This is a genomic window from Pseudomonas sp. (assembly GCF_041601375.1).
Taxonomy (GTDB): Bacteria; Pseudomonadota; Gammaproteobacteria; order Pseudomonadales; family Pseudomonadaceae; genus Aquipseudomonas.
In genome coordinates, this window is record NZ_JBFIIG010000079.1 from 1 (window position 1) to 17,635 (window position 17,635).

Here is a 17,635-nt window from a genome sequence, read left to right on the forward strand (position 1 = left end):
ACTGTCGCCCCGGCCGTGGCCGCGGCGCCTGGCAAGAGTGAGAAACGCCCGACCCTCAGTCGCAAGAATGCTGCAAGTGTCGCCGCCGAGAGTTCGATCGAACCGCGCGAGGTGATTCATACGGCGCTCTGCGTGCAGGTCAGGGAAGGGCGCCTGCATGTCTTCATGCCGCCGCTCAAGCGCATCGAGGATTACCTGGCACTGGTGACGGCAGTCGAACATACCGCCACCAAGCTCAAGCTCAAGCTGCGCATCGAGGGCTATCAGCCGCCGCGCGACCCGCGGATCAAGCTGCTCAGCGTCACCCCGGATCCGGGCGTGATCGAGGTCAATATCCACCCGGCCGCCAGCTGGAACGAGCTGGTCTACAACATGTCGACCCTGTATCAGGAAGCCCGCCTGACCCGGCTGGGTACCGAGAAATTCATGCACGACGGTCGCCATACCGGTACCGGTGGCGGCAACCATGCCACCCTGGGCGGCGCGACCGCCGAAGACAGCCCGATGCTGCGCCGACCGGATCTGCTGAAAAGCCTGATCACCTACTGGCAGAACCACCCGGCCTTGTCCTACCTGTTCTCCGGCACCTTTATCGGCCCGACCAGCCAGGCGCCGCGGGTCGATGAAGCGCGCGACGACAACCTCTATGAACTGGCGATTGCCTTCCAGCAGATGGATCAGGTCCTGCCGACGCTGCAGCCGGGCGACAAGCCCTGGATGGTCGACCGCTTGCTGCGCAACCTGCTGGTTGACCTGACTGGCAATACCCATCGTTCCGAGTTTTCCATCGACAAGCTGTATTCGCCCGATGGTCCCACGGGCCGCCTCGGTCTGGTCGAGTTTCGCGCCTTCGAGATGCCGCCGCATGAGCGCATGAGCCTGTTGCAGATGCTCCTGTTGCGCGCTCTGGTCGCACGTTTCTGGCGCGAGCCGTACCAGGCCAAGCTGGTCAACTGGGGCACCGCACTGCATGATCGCTGGATGCTACCGCACTTCGTCGCCCAGGATATTCGCGATGTGGTCAAGGATTTGCGCTCGGCGGGCTACGCCTTCGAGGAACACTGGTTCGAGCCCTTTATCGAATTCCGCTTTCCACGCTTCGGCACCGTGGTCTATGAAGGGGTCGAGATGGAGTTGCGCCAGGCCATCGAGCCCTGGAATGTCCTGGGTGAAGAGATGAGCGGCGGCGGCACGGCGCGCTATGTCGACTCCTCGGTGGAGCGCATGCAGCTGCTGGTCCGTGGCCTTACCGATGGCCGTCACGAGATCGCCTGCAACGGCCGGCGCTTGCCCTTGCACCCGACCGGAGTACCGGGCGAGTACGTTGCTGGCGTACGTTTCCGCGCCTGGAGCCCCTGGTCTGCGCTGCACCCGACTATCAGGGTGCAGGCACCCCTGACCTTCGATTTGGTCGATAACTGGAGCGGCCGGGCAATCGGCGGCTGTACCTACCATGTGGTGCACCCGGGTGGCCGCAGTGAAGAGAGTTCGCCGGTGAATGCCAATGCCGCTGAAGCGCGGCGTTTTGCCCGCTTCTGGGCCCACGGCCATACACCCGGGCCGATGCGCGTGTACAAGGAAGAACTCAATCCGAGTTTCCCGATGACACTCGATTTGCGCTGGCAACCCTATTAAACCCAAGCGCCATACTGTGCGTTATTCGCGAGCAGAAGAACTGAGACAATGTTGAAGAAACTACTCGCCGAGTACCGCGCAGCGCCCAACAGCTTCGATGAGCTGCTCGATGCCTCGAAGCAGCCACGCGAGCACTGGCGCGCCATGCTCGCCAGTCTGGCCAAAGAGTCGCCGCAGATCATGCGCCAGCGCCTGGAGGCGGTTGAAAGCCAGATTCGCGAAAACGGCGTGACCTACAACGTCTATGCCGACACCAAGGGCATGCAGCGTCCCTGGGATCTGAATGTGCTACCGCTGATCCTGCCTCATGACGAATGGGCGGGCATCGAAGCGGCGGTGGCCCAACGCGCAACCCTGCTGAACCGGATACTCGGCGACGTTTACGGCGACCAGCGCATGCTCCAGGAAGGCCTGCTGCCGCCGGCGTTGATTCACGGTCATGCCGGATTTCTGCGCCCGGCCCACGGCATCCGGCACCTCGACAATGTGGCCTTGCATTTTTATGCGGTCGACCTGGCGCGCGCGCCCAACGGTCAATGGTGGGTGGTGGCCGATCGTACCCAGGCACCTTCGGGTGCCGGCTATGCGCTGGAAAACCGCGCGGTGATCGCGCGAACCTTTCCAGACCAGCTGCGTGACCTCAAGGTGCAGGATTTAGCCGGCTTTTTCAGCAGCATGCGCGATAGCCTGGCCCATTGGGGGCGGCAGTGCGCCGCCAATGGTGGGGTGCCGCTGCGTGGCAGCGAGTCGCCGCTGATCGTGTTGCTCACCCCCGGCCCCTACAACGAGACCTATTACGAGCAAGCCTACCTGGCCCGTTATCTCGGTTTGCCGCTGGTCGAGGGCAGCGACCTCACCGTGCGCGGCGGCCTCGTCTGGCTGAAAACCCTGTCCGGCCTGCAGCGCGTGCATGTGATCATGCGCCGGGTCGATGATGATTTCTGCGACCCGTTGGAACTGCGCGCCGAGTCGGCGCTGGGCGTGGCCGGTTTGACAGAGGCGGCCCGCCTCGGCAATGTGCTGATCGCCAACAGCCTGGGCTCCAGCCTCCTGGAGTCCGGGGCGCTGCTGGGCTTCTTGCCGGCACTGTGCGAGCGCCTGCTCGGCGAGCCGTTGCAGATGCCCTCGGTGGCGACCTGGTGGTGCGGCGAACCCGCGGCGCTCGAGCAGGTGCTGGCCAATCTCGATCAATTGGTGATCAAGTCGAGCTTTCCGCAATTGCGCCAACTCTCGGTGTTTGGCCAGGGCCTCAGCGGTGAGGCGCGTGCGGCCCTGATCGCCAAGATGCGCGCCAATCCACGCAACTATGTCGCCCAGGAACTGGTGCGCTTGTCGCAGTCGCCCGTGTGGAAAGCCAGCGCGCCAGCCGGTTTGAGTGCCTGCGCCGTCGGCCTGCGGGTGTATGCCTGTGCCACTGCCGACGGCTACGTGGTGATGCCCGGCGGGCTGACCCGGGTTGCCACCGGGCCCGACTCGCGGGTCATCACCATGCAGCGCGGTGGCAGCAGCAAGGACACCTGGGTACAGGCGCGGGCGCAGGCCGGTGCTCACCGCCAGCCCACGCGCACCACCACCAGCAAAGACTTGATTCGCGACGACACCCACCTGTCCAGCCGCATGGCCGAAAACCTGTTCTGGCTGGGGCGCAATACCGAGCGCTGTGACAATATCGCGCGCCTGATGCGCACCACGCTGCATGTGCTGTTCAATGTCAGCCCGCAGGAGCGCGGTGCCGAATGGGTCACGCTGAAAGCGCTATGTGCCTGGTTTCAACTGATCGAGACTCCGGACAAGGAGGCCCAGCAGCAGCAAAGCCAGGTCGCCGGGCCAGCGCCCAGCCAGACCCAGAGCCCGCCCCCGGTGGTCAGCTGGAGCGATGCGCGGATCGAGGCGGCCTTGCTGCTGGCCGTGGTCTCGCCCGACGTGCCCGGGCTCGCCAGCCAGCAGCAGCAGCTTTTCAACACCGCCAGCCAGCTGCGCGAACGCTTGTCAGCGGACAATTGGCGCGCCCTCAATCGCATGCTCCAGCGCAGCGCCAACAGCGATGCACGGCTGACACCATCGGAGGCCATGAGCGCACTGGATGATGCGGCCGCGTCCCTGATGACCCTGTCCGGTTTCGCCCTCGATGGCATGACCCGCGATCTGGGCTGGAGTTTTCTCTCCATCGGCCGGCGTCTGGAACGTCTGCAGTTCCAGACCCTGGTACTGCAGCGCGCGCTGACGATGGAGACCGACGGCAGCCTGGACTGGCTGCTTGAACTGGCCGACAGCATGGTCACCTACCGCTCCCGTTATCGGGCGCAATCCGAGTGGTTGCCGGTGCTGGATTTATTGCTGCTCGACAGCAGCAACCCGCGCTCGGTACTGTTCCAAATGGCGGGAATCTTGAAGAGTCTGGATAAATTGGCGCTGACCTACGGCAGTTGTGGCGAGACCTTGTTGCTGCCGCTGAAAACCGCCTTACTGGCGCTCGATCCGGATGATGACCTGTATTGCGCTAACCCAGCGCTGATCAGCCTGCTGCAGCGCATCAACCAGGCCAGCGTGCAATTATCGCAGCAGATCAGCGCACGATTCTTCAGCTACACCGCTGGCGAACCGCGCGGCAGGGGCACTGCATGAGCCATTTCCGCAAAGGTAGTTCACTGCCCGTGCGCTACCGCGTGGTGCATGAAACCCACTACAGCTACCAGTTTCCGGTGACGCTCTCGCAGCAATACCTGCACCTGTCACCGCGCTCATTCGAGTATCAGCAGGCCGAGTCGCAGGCTATCTGGGTTGAGCCGCAGCACGAACATTGCCTCGACGCGCTGGACTACTTTGGCAACCACACGCGCAACATCACCATCACCGAATCGCATAAGGAGCTGCTGGTGCATGCCGAGTCGACCGTGCTGCTGAAGCCGCGCCCGGGGCTGGAGCAGGTAAGAGGCGGGATGCCATGGGAAACGCTGGCACAGATGCTGCGGCAGGCGCGCAACCCGGCGACGCTTGAAGCGGTGCGCTATCTCTATGACTCGCCACATATCCAGTGCGGTTCCGAACTCGCAGCCTACGCCCGCGACAGTTACAGCCCAGTACGGCCGCATCTGGAGGCCGCCCTGGATCTGACCCGGCGCATTTTTGACGATTTCGAATTCGACGGAACCGCCACCGAGATCTCCACCCCCCTGGCCGACGTGCTCAAAGGCCGGCGCGGCGTTTGTCAGGATTTCGCCCAATTGATGATTGGCTGCCTGCGTAGCCTCGGCCTCTCGGCGCGTTACGTCAGCGGTTATATCCTCACCCACCCACCGGCAGGGCAGCCACGGATGATTGGCGCCGATGCATCACATGCCTGGGTCTCGGTGTTCTGCCCGCAACTTGGCTGGGTGGACTTCGACCCGACCAACCGCTGCCTGGTCCAGGCGGAGCACATTACCCTGGGCTGGGGGCGTGACTTCAGCGATGTGACGCCCCTGCGTGGCGTGGTGCTGGGCGGTGGCGAACAAGAGCTGCAGGTCCGTGTGACCGTAATCCCGGCCAGCGAAGAGCTGGCCGGGGCATAGCCGCGGCAGGGCGGGGCAGGCCACCTGCACCTGTAACGAACTCCGCGCCTGGCGCCATCGCGCATGCAGCCGCTGAGGTTATTGCTGCTGTACCTGCAGCCGCGGAGCAGCCTCCACTTCCACATGTGCATGCATCTGCTCGATGCCGCCGCCTCGGCGCATGCCGCGCACCGGGCAGGCATCCAGGTAATCGCGGCCGACCGCCAGCTTCAAATGGCGCTCCGGCCTGGCCAGGCAGTTGGTCACATCGAAGCTGTACCAGGCGCCCTCCAGCCAGGCTTCGGCCCAGGCGTGGCTGGCCAGGTGGTCGTCGCTGTCGGTGTACAGATAGCCGGATGCATAGCGCGCCGGGATGCCCAGGCTGCGCGCGCAGGCGAGAAAGGCATGGGCATGGTCCTGGCACACGCCTTGTCGCCCGGCGAAGGCCTCGGCGGCGCTGGTTTCCACGGCGGTACTGCCAGACAGGTAGCCGATGTGCGCATGCAGGCCCTGCATGAGGTCGATCAAGGCGCTGCGGTCGCGACGGCTCTTGCAGTGCTGCAGGGCGAACTCGCGCAAGGCTCCGTCGGCCTCGGTCAGACGGGTGTGACGCAGGAACGGCAACGCCGACTGGCGCTCGTGTTCGAACTCGCACGCGACATCGATCTCGACCTGGCCGCTGGCGCCGATGAGGATGGACTCATGAGGCTCATCCATGGTCAGCACATGCAGGATGTTGCCGTACGGGTCGAGTTGAGCACGTACCGGACGCGGCAGCTTGAGCTCCCAGTTGAGCACGCGCTGGCGCTCGCTGTCGTGCGGGGTCAGGCGCAGGTACTGGATGCTCGTGCGCACCTGGTTTTCGTAGTGATAGGTGGTGTCGTGGCTGATGGACAGTCTCATACGACCTCCAGGTAGGAACTGTGGATGGCTTGGCCCAGCTTGCGCACCAGCAGGATGAAGTCGGTGAGCCAGGCATGCAGGCCCTCGTCGAGCACCTCGTCGATGCTGGTGTAGCGCAGCCGCGCTTCCAGTTCGGCGGCCAGACGCTGGGCCGGACGCCCGTTGTCACCTGGCAGGCTGGCGAGCATCAGGTGCAGCTCGTCCATGCAGGCGCGCAGGGAGCGCGGGATGTCGGGACGCAGCAGGAGCAATTCCGAGACCTTGCGCGTGCCTGGCGAGCCGCGGTAGATCTCGGCGAAGGCCTCGAACGAGGACAGTGCGCGCAACAGCGCGCTCCACTGGTAGTAGCTGCGCGCCGGGCGACCGTCGACCGCGTCGATGTCCTCACCGAGCATCTCGTAGCGCGCATCGAGCAGGCGCAAGGTGTTGTCGGCCCGCTCGATAAAGGTACCCAGGCGAATGAAGCGGTAGGGGTCGCCGCGCATGATGGTGCCGGACGTGGCGCCATGGAACAGGTGCGAACGTTCCTTGACCCACTCGCAGAAGCGGCTGATGCCGTAGCGCCCCAGGCCCTGCTCGGCGATGCCGCGAATCTCCAGCCAGGTGGCGTTGATGTTCTCCCACATCTCGGCGGTGATGCGCCCGCGCACGCCGTGGGCATTGCTGCGCGCCGCGCCCAGGCAGCTGTAGATGCTCGCCGGGTTCTCGGCGTCCAGCGCGAAGAAGTACAGCATGCGCTCGCCGTGCAACTGGCCATGGCGCGCCATGTACTCGTCCAGGGTGCCGGTAATCAACAGCGGCATGGCCAGCTCTTCCAGGCCATCGCCACGGCCATCCTGCGGCATCAGCGACAGCGAATAGCTGACGTCAAGCATGCGCGCGAGGTTTTCCGCGCGCTCCAGATAGCGCGACATCCAGTACAGATCGGAGGCAGTTCTACTCAGCATTTTTCAAGTCCTCCACCACCCAGGTGTCCTTGGTCCCGCCGCCTTGCGACGAGTTGACCACCAGCGAACCTTCGCGCAACGCCACCCGGGTCAGCCCGCCGGGCACCAGGCGCACTTCGCGGCCGGACAGGACGAACGGGCGCAGGTCGATGTGCCGCGGCGCGATGCCATTTTCGACAAAGGTCGGACAGGTCGACAGGCACAGGGTCGGCTGGGCGATATAGGCTTCCGGCCTGGCGGTCAGGCGGGCACGAAAATCTTCGATCTCGGCCTTGCTCGCGGCCGGCCCGACCAGCATCCCGTAGCCACCGGAGCCTTGGGTTTCCTTGACCACCAGCTCGCCGAGGTTGGCCAGCACATGGGACAAATCAGCCGGTTTGCTGCACTGCCAGGTCGGCACGTTCTTGAGGATCGGCTCCTCGTCCAAATAGAAGCGGATCATCGCGTCGACATAGGGGTAGGTCGACTTGTCGTCCGCCACCCCGGTGCCGATGGCATTGGCCAGCACCACATGGCCCGAGCGGTAGGCCGAGAGCAGGCCGGGCACGCCGAGCATGGAATCCGGATTGAAGGCCAGCGGGTCGAGGAAGTCATCATCCAGGCGGCGGTAGATCACGTCCACCTGCTTGGCCCCGGCGGTGGTGCGCATATAGACCCTGTCGTCACGCACGAACAGGTCCGCGCCCTCGACCAGCTCCACGCCCATTTCCCGGGAGAGGAAGGCATGCTCGAAATAGGCACTGTTGAAGCGTCCCGGGGTCAGCACCACCACGTTGGGATTATCCAGCGGGCTGGAGGACTTGAGGGTGTCGAGCAGCAGGCTCGGGTAATGGTTGATGGGCGCGATGCGCTGCGCGGCGAACAGTTCGGGAAACAGGCGCATCATCATCTTGCGGTCTTCGAGCATGTAGCTGACGCCGCTCGGGGTGCGCAGGTTGTCTTCCAGCACGTAGTAGCTACCATCTCCATCGCGCACCAGGTCGACCCCGGCGATATGCGCATAGAGGCCGCGGTGCAGGTCGAGGCCCTGCATGGCGATCTGGTAGCCCTCGTTGGCCAGCACCTGTTGGGCCGGAATGATCCCGGCCTTGACGATGCGCTGCTCGTGATAGAGGTCGGCGAGGAACAGGTTCAGCGCCTGCACGCGCTGGATGCAGCCACGCTCGACGATGCGCCATTCGCTGGCGGGGATACTGCGCGGAATGGTGTCGAAGGGGATCAGCCGCTCGGTGCCCTGCTCATCGCCATACAGGGTGAAGGTGATGCCGGCGCGGTGAAACAGCAGATCCGCCTCGCGGCGGCGTTGGGCCAATTGCTCCGCAGGGATAGCCGCAAGCCAGCGGGCGAACTCTAGATAATGCGGGCGACACTCACCCTGTGCATCGTACATTTCATCGTAGTACTTGCGATCCATACCGCATTCCTCATCCGCTGATGACGGTCACTATCGCAAATCGCAAGCTTCGTGCCATCCACAAAATTTGCTTTATTAAAAAAAATTGCCAATTTGCAAAAAAATCCTCGCGCGCTCGCGCAGTTGTTCCATTATCGATGATTGCCAGCAGCCACTTGCCGAGGCGGCAAGCCGCAAAAACACCCGGCATGGCCGGTTGTTGTAGATGCAAGCGGCTGTTATTCCTATCGCTTAATCACTGCCCGTGATTCAAATCGTTATTTTCCCGAGCAGAAGGAGAGGTGCACCCTGGCCAGGGTGCCATTGCCTGGAAGCCGGCGTTACACTGCATGTTGAATTCAAGGTGTCGATAATGGCGAAAAGAAAAACAGGCTCCGCCAAAAAGGCGCAGGAGCCGAATGGCGCACGGGCAGTTAAGGATAAGTTGACCACTGACAGCAATACTGAGCTACCCGCGCCGCCAGCAGGCAGTGCGGGGTTTCCTGTAGTGGGAATAGGTGCGTCGGCCGGTGGGCTGGCTGCGTTCGAGGCGTTTTTCTTCGGCATGCCGGCCGACACCAATCCGAATATGGCGTTTGTGCTGGTCCAGCACCTGGCGCCTGACCATAAAAGCATGCTCACGGATCTGATTGGACGCTTCACCCGTATGCAGGTCTTCGAGGTGGAGGATGGCATGCAGGTACAGCCAAACTGCGCCTACATAATCCCGCCCAACCGCGACATGGCCTTTATCGACGGCACCTTGCAATTGCTGTCACCGGTCGAACCGCGCGGGCAACGCCTGCCGATCGATTTTTTCTTCCGTTCGCTGGCCCTGGATCAGCGGGAGCGGGCTATAGGGATCGTGCTCTCCGGCACCGGCAGCGATGGCACCTTGGGCGTGCGGGCGATCAAGGCCGAGGGCGGCATGTTCATGGCCCAGGATCCCGACTCCGCGGAGTTCGACGGCATGCCGCGTAGCGCCATCGCCACCGGACTGGTCGATTACGTGCTGCCGCCGGCCGAGATGCCGGTGCAACTCATGGCTTATGTGGCCCATGCGTTCGGCAAGCCTCCGCTGCTGGCCAGCATCCCGGCATCCAAGGCCGAAGACGCCTTGAAGAAGATATTCATCGCGCTACGCAGCCATGTTGGTCACGACTTCTCGCAGTACAAACCGAGCACTATCCTGCGCCGCATCGAACGGCGCATGGCGGTCCATCAGCTGGACAGCATCGACAGCTACGTCAGGTTTCTGCATCAGGTGCCGAGCGAGGCGGAGGCGCTATTTCGCGAGTTGTTGATCGGCGTGACCAATTTCTTCCGGGACCCGGCAGCGTTCAAGGCGCTTGAGGAATTGGTCATCCCCAAGCTGTTTGCCAACAATCCACCGGGCTCGGCAATCAGGGTCTGGTCGACCGGTTGCTCGACCGGCGAGGAGGCCTACTCGCTAACCATTCTCCTGCAGGAATACCGCGAGACGCTCCAGCAGGATTACACGGTTCAGGTATTCGCCACCGATATAGACAGCCGCGCGATTGCCACGGCCCGCGCCGGCATTTACCCGACCAGCATAACCGCCGACATCAGCCCTGAACGCTTGAAGCGATTTTTTACCCTTGAGCCGGACGGCAGCGGCTACCGGATTCACAAAAGCATTCGCGACATGCTGGTGTTTTCCGAGCAGGACCTGATCAAGGACCCGCCATTTTCCAAACTGGATTTGATTTGTTGTCGCAACCTGCTGATTTATCTGGGTGCCGAACTACAGAAAAAGATCATTCCGCTGTTCCACTACGCACTCAAGCCAGGCGGCATCCTGTTTCTTGGCACCTCTGAAGGAGTCGGCGATTTTGACGACCTGTTCAGCGTGCTCGATCGCAAGTCGAAGCTTTATCAGCGCAAGGAAGACTTTCATGGTATGCGCCGCACCTTCCTCAGTCGCTTTCTGTCCCCGCTGACAGCCTCCGACATGGTTAGCGTTGCGCGCCCGCCAGGCAGTGCCAAGACAGTTTCCCCCAGCAAACTGCCACTGCGCGAGATAACCGAGCAGGCGCTCTTGCAGCACCTCGCGGCGGTTGCGGCGCTGGTCAACGCCCAAGGCGACATCCTCTACCTGCATGGCCGCAGCGGCATGTATCTGGAGCCTGCGCCGGGCGAGGCGGGCATCAACAATATCCTCAAGATGGCGCGCGAGGGCTTGCGCTCCAGTCTGGCCAAGAGCCTGCATCAGGTGGCGACCAGCAACCAGAGCGCTCGAGTCATGGCGCTGCAGGTCAAGACCAACGGCCATTTCACCCCGGTCAACCTGAATGTTTGCCCGGTGAAATCAGGGCCCGCGGCCACCTTGGACGTGTCCCTGTTCCTGGTCATCCTGGAGGAAGCGCCAGGTCCGGCGGCGCCCCAGGTGCAGCAGGCTGCCGTGCAGGCCGGTGTGGCCAGCGAAGAACCCGATGGCGGAATAGACACGCGTCTTGAGTCGCTCAAACAGGAGCTGCAAAGCAAGGAAGACTACCTGCAGAGCACCATCGAGGCGCTGGAGACCTCCAGCGAAGAACTCAAATCCTCCAATGAGGAAATGCAGTCGGTCAACGAGGAGCTGCAATCCACCAACGAGGAGCTGGAGACCTCCAAGGAAGAGTTGCAATCGGTCAACGAGGAGCTGGCCACCATCAATGCCGAGCTGCAGACCAAGGTCCTCGAGTTGTCGCAGGCCAACAACGACATGAACAACCTGCTGGCCGGCACCGGCATCGGCACGGTCTTCGTCGACCTCAATCTGCGTATTCTGCGTTTCACCCCGGCGGCATCGCGGATCATCAACCTGATCCCCAGCGATGTCGGTCGGCCGGTCGGTCACATCGCCTCCAATCTGCTTGGCTACGACAGCCTGGTGGCCGACGTGAAGTCGGTGCTGGATACCCTGACGCCCAAAGAGATCGATGTGCAGACCATCGAAGGGCGCTGGTACAAGATGCGCATTCTGCCGTACCGCACCCTGGAAAACGTGATCGAAGGCGCGGTGATCACCTATGTCGACATCAATGAACATGAGACGCTGCGCCTCAACGAAGAGCGTTACCGGCTGGCGGCCAAGGCCGCAAGAGACGTCATCTGGGATTGGGACATCATCAAGGGCGAGCAACGCTGGAACGAGGCGGGAATCCCGCTGTTCGGCTGGACCGACATAGTTTCGGCGCCACAATCGACCAGTTGGTGGCTCGAACGCATCCACCCCGAGGATCGCCAGCGGGTCAACGACGGCATCCACGCCGCCGTGACCGACGCCTCGCGCACGCACTGGGACGATGAGTATCGCTTTCGCAAGGCCGATGGGACCTATGCAACCGTGCTCGATCGTGGGTTCGTCCTGCGCAACGAGCGCGGGCAGGCCATCCGCATGATCGGGACAATGCTCAATATCACCGAGCGCAAGCAGGCTGAAGAGACGCTGCGGGTCAACGAGGCACGTTTGCGCGTGGCCCTGGAGGCTACGCCTGTCGTGGTATTCAACCAGGACAGGGAATTACGCTACACATGGATCTATAATTCCAAATTGGCAGTACCAGCCGAGCAGTTTCTCGGCAAGACCGATACCGACCTGTTGCCGGCAGATGCTGCAGCCAGCTTGAGCGCAATCAAACGGCAAGTACTAGAGAGCGGGGAGGGCACACGGCGGCGCGTTCACAGCAATATCTATGGTAAACCGACCCCCTGTGATTTGACCGTGGAACCGCTGCGTAATGACGCAGGCAGTGTGATCGGAATTACCGGTGCCTCGATTGAAGTCCCCGACCAGGAGCAGGATGCTGTAGATACAAAGCCGGATCCGCACCTCTCGGGTGAATAAGGGCTGTCATGAAAGATAAGGACACTCGACACCAATCAAACGCCACTTCGCCGAAGCCAGGGGCGTTGTTGCGTCGAATTGCGGAAGAAATCCTTGAAGACGATGCGAGGGAGCCGCAAGAGCCGCAGCTGCTCCTGTCACCTGAGGCGGTGCAACAGGCTCTGCACGAGTTGCGCGTGCACCAGGTCGAACTGGAGATGCAGAACGACGAATTGCGCCATGCGCATGCCAAGATCGAAGAGGCTAAAGAGCGTTACTTCGATCTTTATGACCTGGCCCCGGTCGGCTACCTGACGCTCAGCGTGCAGGGGATCATACTCCAGGCTAACCTGACCTCGACCCATCTACTGGCGGTGATCCGCGCCGAGCTGGTCAGGCAGCCGATCACGCGCTACATCTATCGCGAGGACCAGGATGATTTCTACCAGCTGCGTAAACGGCTGATCGCCACCGGCGCACCACAGATGTGCGAGCTGCGTATGGTCAAGAGTGATGGAGCCGTACTCTGGGTACACTTGGACGCCACCAAGGCGCAAGACGAACACGGCGTACCGACATTGCGCATCGTGCTGAGCGATTTCAGCGCCCGCAAGCTCGCCGAAGATGCCCTGCAGGAGAGCTACCAGGCCCTGCACAGCATACTGGACGCGACCTTGGACGGCTTTTGGCGGGTTGATGTTCACGGCCATATCCTCGATGTAAATCCAAGCTATTGCATGCAGTCGGGTTACAGTCGTGAAGAACTGCTGAAGATGCATGTCCTCGACCTGGCGGTAGAGGAGTGCGCCGCCGCGACGGTGAAACAGACCCTCACGCTTATCGAGACCGGCCACGGACAGTTCGAGACGACCCATCGGCGCAAGGACGGATCCCTCTGGCAGGTCGAAGTCAGCGGCACTTATCGAGAGGCCTCCGGGGGCCAGGTTTTCGTGTTTCTGCGGGATATTTCCAAACGCAAACTAGCCGAAGAAAAACTCCAGCTCGCGGCCAACGTGTTCTCGCATTCCCGCGAAGGCATCATGATTACCGCGGCCGATGGCAGCATAATCAACGTCAATGCCGCGTTTACCCATATCACCGGCTACAGCCGCGACGAAGCCATAGGGCGCACCCCGCGAATACTCCGCTCGGGCCGCCACCCCAGCGAGTTTTACGAGGCCATGTGGCACAACTTGCGGGTAAAAGGCCACTGGTGCGGCGAGGTCTGGAACAGGCGTAAAAACGGCGAAATTTATGCCGCGATGCAAACCATCAGTAGCGTGCGCGACTCCAACGGTGACGTCGTCCAGTATGTTGCGCTGTTCTCGGACATCACCGAAATCAAGGCGAACCAGAGCAAGCTCGAGCACATCGCGCACTATGACGCCCTGACCTCGCTGCCCAATCGCGTGCTCCTGGCCGATCGCCTGCGGCATGCCATCGCCCAGGCGCAACGGCGCGGACAACTGCTGGAAGTCGTCTACCTGGATCTGGACGGTTTCAAGGCGATCAACGACAAGCACGGACATGAGGCCGGCGACAAATTGCTGATTGCCCTGTCTGCCAGCATGAAACAGGCGTTGCGCGAGTGCGACACCCTCGCCCGTATTGGTGGCGACGAGTTCATTGCCGTGCTGGTCGACCTGCCGGATGTAGCCACCAGCATGCCGATGCTCAGCCGGCTGCTCGCCGCGGCGGGCCAAGTGGTGCATGTCGGCGACCTTGCGCTGCAAGTGTCGGCCAGCATGGGGGTGACCTTCTGTCCGCAGCAGGATGAGGTGGACGCCGATCAACTGATACGTCAGGCCGATCAGGCCATGTATCAGGCCAAATTGGCCGGCAAGAACCGCCTGCACTTCTTCGATGTCGATCAGGACCGTAGCGTACGCGGCCATCACGAAAGCCTGGAACACATTCGCCTGGCATTGGCCGAGCGCGAGTTCGTCCTCCATTACCAACCCAAGGTGAATATGCGTAGCGGTGAGGTCATCGGGGTCGAAGCCCTGATCCGCTGGCAACACCCAGAGCGCGGGCTTTTGGCTCCGGCGATATTTCTACCGGTGATCGAGGATCATCTGCTGGCGATCGAAATCGGTGAGTGGGCAATAAATCGAGCCCTGAGCCAGATGGAAGAGTGGCTCAAGGTCGGGCTGGACATCGAAGTCAGCGTCAATGTTGGTGCTCGCCAGTTGCAGCAGAAGAATTTCGTCGACCGCCTGCGCGCCATTCTCCAGGCCCATCCACAGGTCAAACCCTCGCGTTTGCAACTGGAGATACTGGAAACCAGTGCATTGGAAGACGTTGCACATGTGTACCAGGTGATCGAGGCCTGTCGTGAAATTGGCGTGATGTTCGCGCTGGATGATTTCGGTACGGGTTATTCCTCGCTGACCTACCTGAAACATCTGCCGGTGGCCTTGCTCAAAATCGACCAGAGCTTCGTCCTCGGCATGCTCGACGACCCCGATGACCTGTCCATCCTTCGGGGGGTGGTTGGCCTGGCCAGCGCATTCCGCCTCGAGGTCATCGCCGAGGGCGTCGAAAGCCTGGAGCACGGCGCTCTATTGCTGCAACTGGGTTGCGAGCAGGCCCAGGGGTTTGGTATCGCCGCGCCGATGGCTGCAGACGAACTGCCCAACTGGGTTGCCACCTGGTGGCAGCGCTCTGGCTGGAGCAACTTGCCATTGGCGAGCAACGAAGACACAACGCGCCTGATGGCCGGCGTCGAACTGCGCGCCTGGATAAAGGCCATGGACAGCTACCTCGAGGGTGAGCGTACGACCCAGCCGATCCTGAGCCACTTCGCACAATGGCTGATGGGAGGAGACCTGGAGCAGTATGCTGGCCAGTCATCCTTTGCTGCCGTCAGCGAGCTATATGCCCAACTCCATACCCTAACGAGCGAGCTCTGCGACCTGCATGTCGAAGGGCGTGACGCGCAGGTACAGGCGAGACTCGGCGATCTTCATGACCTGCAGGAAACCATGCTTGAACGATTGCAAACACCGGTCTAGCAGCCTGTCGGCGGTATTGGGCCGCGGCCTTCAGCACCAACCTGATAGCTGGCTGCAATTGCTGGGTTCATGATCTGACGCAGCTCGCCGATCAGGTTTTTTCCTACCCTGGCATGGGTCGCTCGACCCTCGGGCATTGTTTGGCCGGTGCAGCCTGATAGACTATTTTGGCATTCGCGCATTATTAAGGAGTCTCATGATCAAGAAATGCTTGTTCCCAGCAGCCGGTTACGGCACACGCTTTCTACCTGCAACCAAGGCCATGCCCAAGGAAATGTTGCCGATAGTGAACAAGCCACTGATCCAGTATGGCGTCGAAGAGGCGCTTGAAGCTGGGCTGACGGAGATCGCCATGGTCACTGGCCGTGGCAAGCGCTCACTGGAAGATCACTTCGACATCAGCTACGAGCTGGAACAGCAGATCCGCGATACCGAAAAGGAAAAATACCTGGTAGGCATCCGCCGCCTGATCGATGAGTGCAGTTTTGCCTACACCCGTCAGGTCGAAATGAAAGGTCTCGGCCATGCAATTCTAACCGCGCGTCCCTTGATCGGCGACGAGGCCTTCGCCGTGGTACTGGCAGATGACCTGTGCCTGAACCTGGAAGGTGACGGCGTATTGACCCAGATGGTCAAGCTGTACAACCAGTTCCGTTGCTCGATCGTCGCCATTCAGGAAGTACCCGCGGAGGAGACCCACAAGTACGGCGTGATCGCTGGCGAGATGATCCGCGATGACATCTACCGGGTGAATAGCATGGTCGAGAAACCCAAGCCGGAAGATGCACCGTCCAACCTGGCGATCATCGGTCGCTACATCCTCACCCCGGACATCTTCGACATCATCAAAGACACCCCACCGGGCAAGGGTGGCGAAATCCAGATCACCGACGCGCTGATGAAGCAGGCGCAGAATGGTTGCGTGCTGGCCTACAAATTCAAGGGTCAGCGCTTCGACTGCGGCGGCGCGGAAGGCTATATCGACGCCACCAATTTCTGTTTCGAGCACTTCTATAAGTCAGGCAAGGTTTCCTGAACCGCTAGTGCAGCAACGCAAGCCACCTTCGGGTGGCTTTTTTTGCATCAGGGAATCGGCATCGCCTGCGAACCGGGCCCCAGTGGTTGCCCGTAGCTAAACTCGACGTAGTTGCCCGCCGGGTCACGCAGCCCGCAGTAATAGCCGACCGGGTAGGGCTCATCCCGCGGCGCCCAGATCAGGCAGCCGGCCTCTTGCGCCTTGGCGGCGACCCTGTCGACCTGCTCACGGCTGTCCACGGCAAAACCAAAATGGCTGTAATCGTCGGCGGCCAGCTGCCGATCCTGCCCGCCCGGCATGATCACGAAAATGAAGGTGTGTTCCTTGCCGGGTTCGGCCATCCAGACGATGCGCGAACCCTTGCCCGCACGCTGGTGGATCACCCGCATGCCGCAGAACTCCGCATAGAACGCCACACAGGCATCCAGATCCGGCACATGCAAAGCCAAATGGGTGAGGGTAGGGCGCATGGCGTTTTTCCTCTTGGTGACTCAGCAAGTTTAGGCCTGGGCTCAGCGCTTGTGAAAATATCGAGCGCCGTCGCGAGGCTGTCTCCAGGCGGTCGCAGCAGGCGAGAGTTTTTTCACAACCTCTCAGGCTTCAGGTGCGACTGGGTTATGCTGGCGGCCTGCTAAGGAGGCTGACCATGACCTATGATTTCGACCTGTTTGTAATCGGCGCCGGTTCCGGTGGTGTACGTGCTGCGCGGTTTGCCGCCGGTTATGGTGCCCGCGTGGCCGTAGCCGAGAGCCGTTATCTGGGCGGCACTTGTGTCAACGTCGGCTGTGTGCCGAAAAAGCTGCTGGTGTATGGCGCGCACTTCGCCGAAGACTTCGAGCAGGCCCAGGGTTTTGGTTGGTCGCTATCAGCTGCAGCGAAGTTCGATTGGCCGACCCTGATCGCCAACAAGAACCGTGAAATCGAACGTCTCAACGGCATCTACCGCAACCTGCTGGTGGGCAGTGGCGTAACCCTGCTCGAGGGTCACGCACGCCTGCTCGATGAGCATAGCGTTGAGCTGGGCGGCCAGCGTTACAGCGCCAGGCACATCCTCATCGCCACCGGTGGCTGGCCACATATCCCGAAGATCCCGGGGCATGAACATGCCATCGGATCGAACGAAGCCTTCTTTCTCGAACAATTGCCCAAGCGTGTGCTGGTGGTCGGCGGCGGCTATATCGCCGTGGAGTTCGCCTCGATTTTCCATGGCCTCGGCGCCCAGACCTCGCTGCTCTATCGCCGCGAGCTGTTTCTGCGCGGCTTCGACGGCGCAGTGCGCCAGCACCTGCGCGAAGAACTGAGCAAGCGCGGCCTGGATCTGCAGTTCAACAGCGATATCGAACGCATC

Annotated in this window: 12 protein-coding genes; 7 read left to right on the forward strand and 5 right to left on the reverse strand. The window is 61.7% G+C overall.

Annotated features, from left to right (window positions below):
* From ABZE94_RS12015 to ABZE94_RS12025, 3 genes are all read left to right on the forward strand, one after another.
* Window positions 1-1,635 (forward strand): transglutaminase family protein (locus tag ABZE94_RS12015; protein ID WP_372875750.1); only part of this gene is annotated, 1,635 nt, incomplete at its 5' end.
* Between the two features lie 48 nt (window positions 1,636-1,683).
* Window positions 1,684-4,260 (forward strand): circularly permuted type 2 ATP-grasp protein, encoded by a 2,577-nt coding sequence (locus tag ABZE94_RS12020; RefSeq protein ID WP_372875751.1) that lies wholly within the window; start codon window positions 1,684-1,686, stop codon window positions 4,258-4,260.
* Window positions 4,261-4,283: 23 nt separating this feature from the next.
* Window positions 4,284-5,186, forward strand: coding sequence for a transglutaminase domain-containing protein (locus ABZE94_RS12025; protein WP_372875761.1), 903 nt, complete (start codon window positions 4,284-4,286; stop codon window positions 5,184-5,186).
* A 78-nt stretch (window positions 5,187-5,264) separates the two neighbouring features.
* Here the strand turns inward: ABZE94_RS12025 and ABZE94_RS12030 are convergent, their stop codons facing one another.
* Genes ABZE94_RS12030 through ABZE94_RS12045 form a run of 4 tightly spaced genes read right to left on the reverse strand, consistent with a single transcriptional unit; the run spans window position 5,265 to window position 8,640 of the window.
* Window positions 5,265-6,068, reverse strand: a complete 804-nt coding sequence (locus ABZE94_RS12030) for a transglutaminase N-terminal domain-containing protein (RefSeq protein ID WP_372875752.1) — start codon at window positions 6,066-6,068, stop codon at window positions 5,265-5,267.
* Window positions 6,065-7,015, reverse strand: a complete 951-nt coding sequence (locus ABZE94_RS12035) for an alpha-E domain-containing protein (RefSeq protein ID WP_372875753.1) — start codon at window positions 7,013-7,015, stop codon at window positions 6,065-6,067. Before ABZE94_RS12035 ends, ABZE94_RS12030 begins: the two co-directional genes overlap by 4 nt.
* Window positions 7,005-8,429 carry a circularly permuted type 2 ATP-grasp protein gene (locus ABZE94_RS12040; RefSeq protein ID WP_372875754.1) on the reverse strand — a complete coding sequence of 475 codons (1,425 nt, stop codon included), beginning with the start codon at window positions 8,427-8,429 and terminating at the stop codon, window positions 7,005-7,007. The genes ABZE94_RS12035 and ABZE94_RS12040 overlap by 11 nt, the downstream gene beginning before the upstream one ends.
* Window positions 8,430-8,439: 10 nt before the next feature.
* Window positions 8,440-8,640, reverse strand: a complete 201-nt coding sequence (locus ABZE94_RS12045) for a hypothetical protein (protein ID WP_372875755.1) — start codon at window positions 8,638-8,640, stop codon at window positions 8,440-8,442.
* A 276-nt stretch (window positions 8,641-8,916) separates the two neighbouring features.
* Here ABZE94_RS12045 and ABZE94_RS12050 point away from each other — a divergent pair, with 276 nt between their 5' ends.
* The 3 genes from ABZE94_RS12050 (at window position 8,917) to galU (ending at window position 16,287) form a co-directional block, all read left to right on the forward strand.
* Window positions 8,917-12,258, forward strand: a complete 3,342-nt coding sequence (locus ABZE94_RS12050) for a chemotaxis protein CheB (RefSeq protein WP_372875756.1) — start codon at window positions 8,917-8,919, stop codon at window positions 12,256-12,258.
* Window positions 12,259-12,326: 68 nt separating this feature from the next.
* Complete coding sequence (locus tag ABZE94_RS12055) at window positions 12,327-15,251, forward strand: EAL domain-containing protein (protein ID WP_372875757.1); 2,925 nt, start codon at window positions 12,327-12,329, stop codon at window positions 15,249-15,251.
* 196 nt (window positions 15,252-15,447) lie between these two features.
* A complete protein-coding gene (gene galU, locus ABZE94_RS12060; RefSeq protein ID WP_372875758.1) occupies window positions 15,448-16,287 on the forward strand; it encodes a UTP--glucose-1-phosphate uridylyltransferase GalU in 840 nt (279 codons plus the stop codon).
* Between the two features lie 47 nt (window positions 16,288-16,334).
* Here galU and ABZE94_RS12065 read toward each other — a convergent pair whose 3' ends face one another.
* Complete coding sequence (locus tag ABZE94_RS12065) at window positions 16,335-16,757, reverse strand: VOC family protein (protein WP_372875759.1); 423 nt, start codon at window positions 16,755-16,757, stop codon at window positions 16,335-16,337.
* Window positions 16,758-16,933: 176 nt separating this feature from the next.
* Here ABZE94_RS12065 and ABZE94_RS12070 point away from each other — a divergent pair.
* The coding region (locus ABZE94_RS12070; protein ID WP_372875760.1) for an FAD-dependent oxidoreductase at window positions 16,934-17,635 on the forward strand (702 nt) is incomplete at its 3' end.

Bases quoted from the DNA above. Each gene is read 5' to 3' on its own strand.
- ABZE94_RS12020 (WP_372875751.1), top strand. From the start codon at position 1,684: ATGTTGAAGAAACTACTCGCCGAGTACCGCGCAGCGCCCAACAGCTTC.
- ABZE94_RS12030 (WP_372875752.1), bottom strand. From the start codon at position 6,068: ATGAGACTGTCCATCAGCCACGACACCACCTATCACTACGAAAACCAG.
- ABZE94_RS12035 (WP_372875753.1), bottom strand. From the start codon at position 7,015: ATGCTGAGTAGAACTGCCTCCGATCTGTACTGGATGTCGCGCTATCTG.
- ABZE94_RS12040 (WP_372875754.1), bottom strand. From the start codon at position 8,429: ATGGATCGCAAGTACTACGATGAAATGTACGATGCACAGGGTGAGTGT.
- galU (WP_372875758.1), top strand. From the start codon at position 15,448: ATGATCAAGAAATGCTTGTTCCCAGCAGCCGGTTACGGCACACGCTTT.
- ABZE94_RS12065 (WP_372875759.1), bottom strand. From the start codon at position 16,757: ATGCGCCCTACCCTCACCCATTTGGCTTTGCATGTGCCGGATCTGGAT.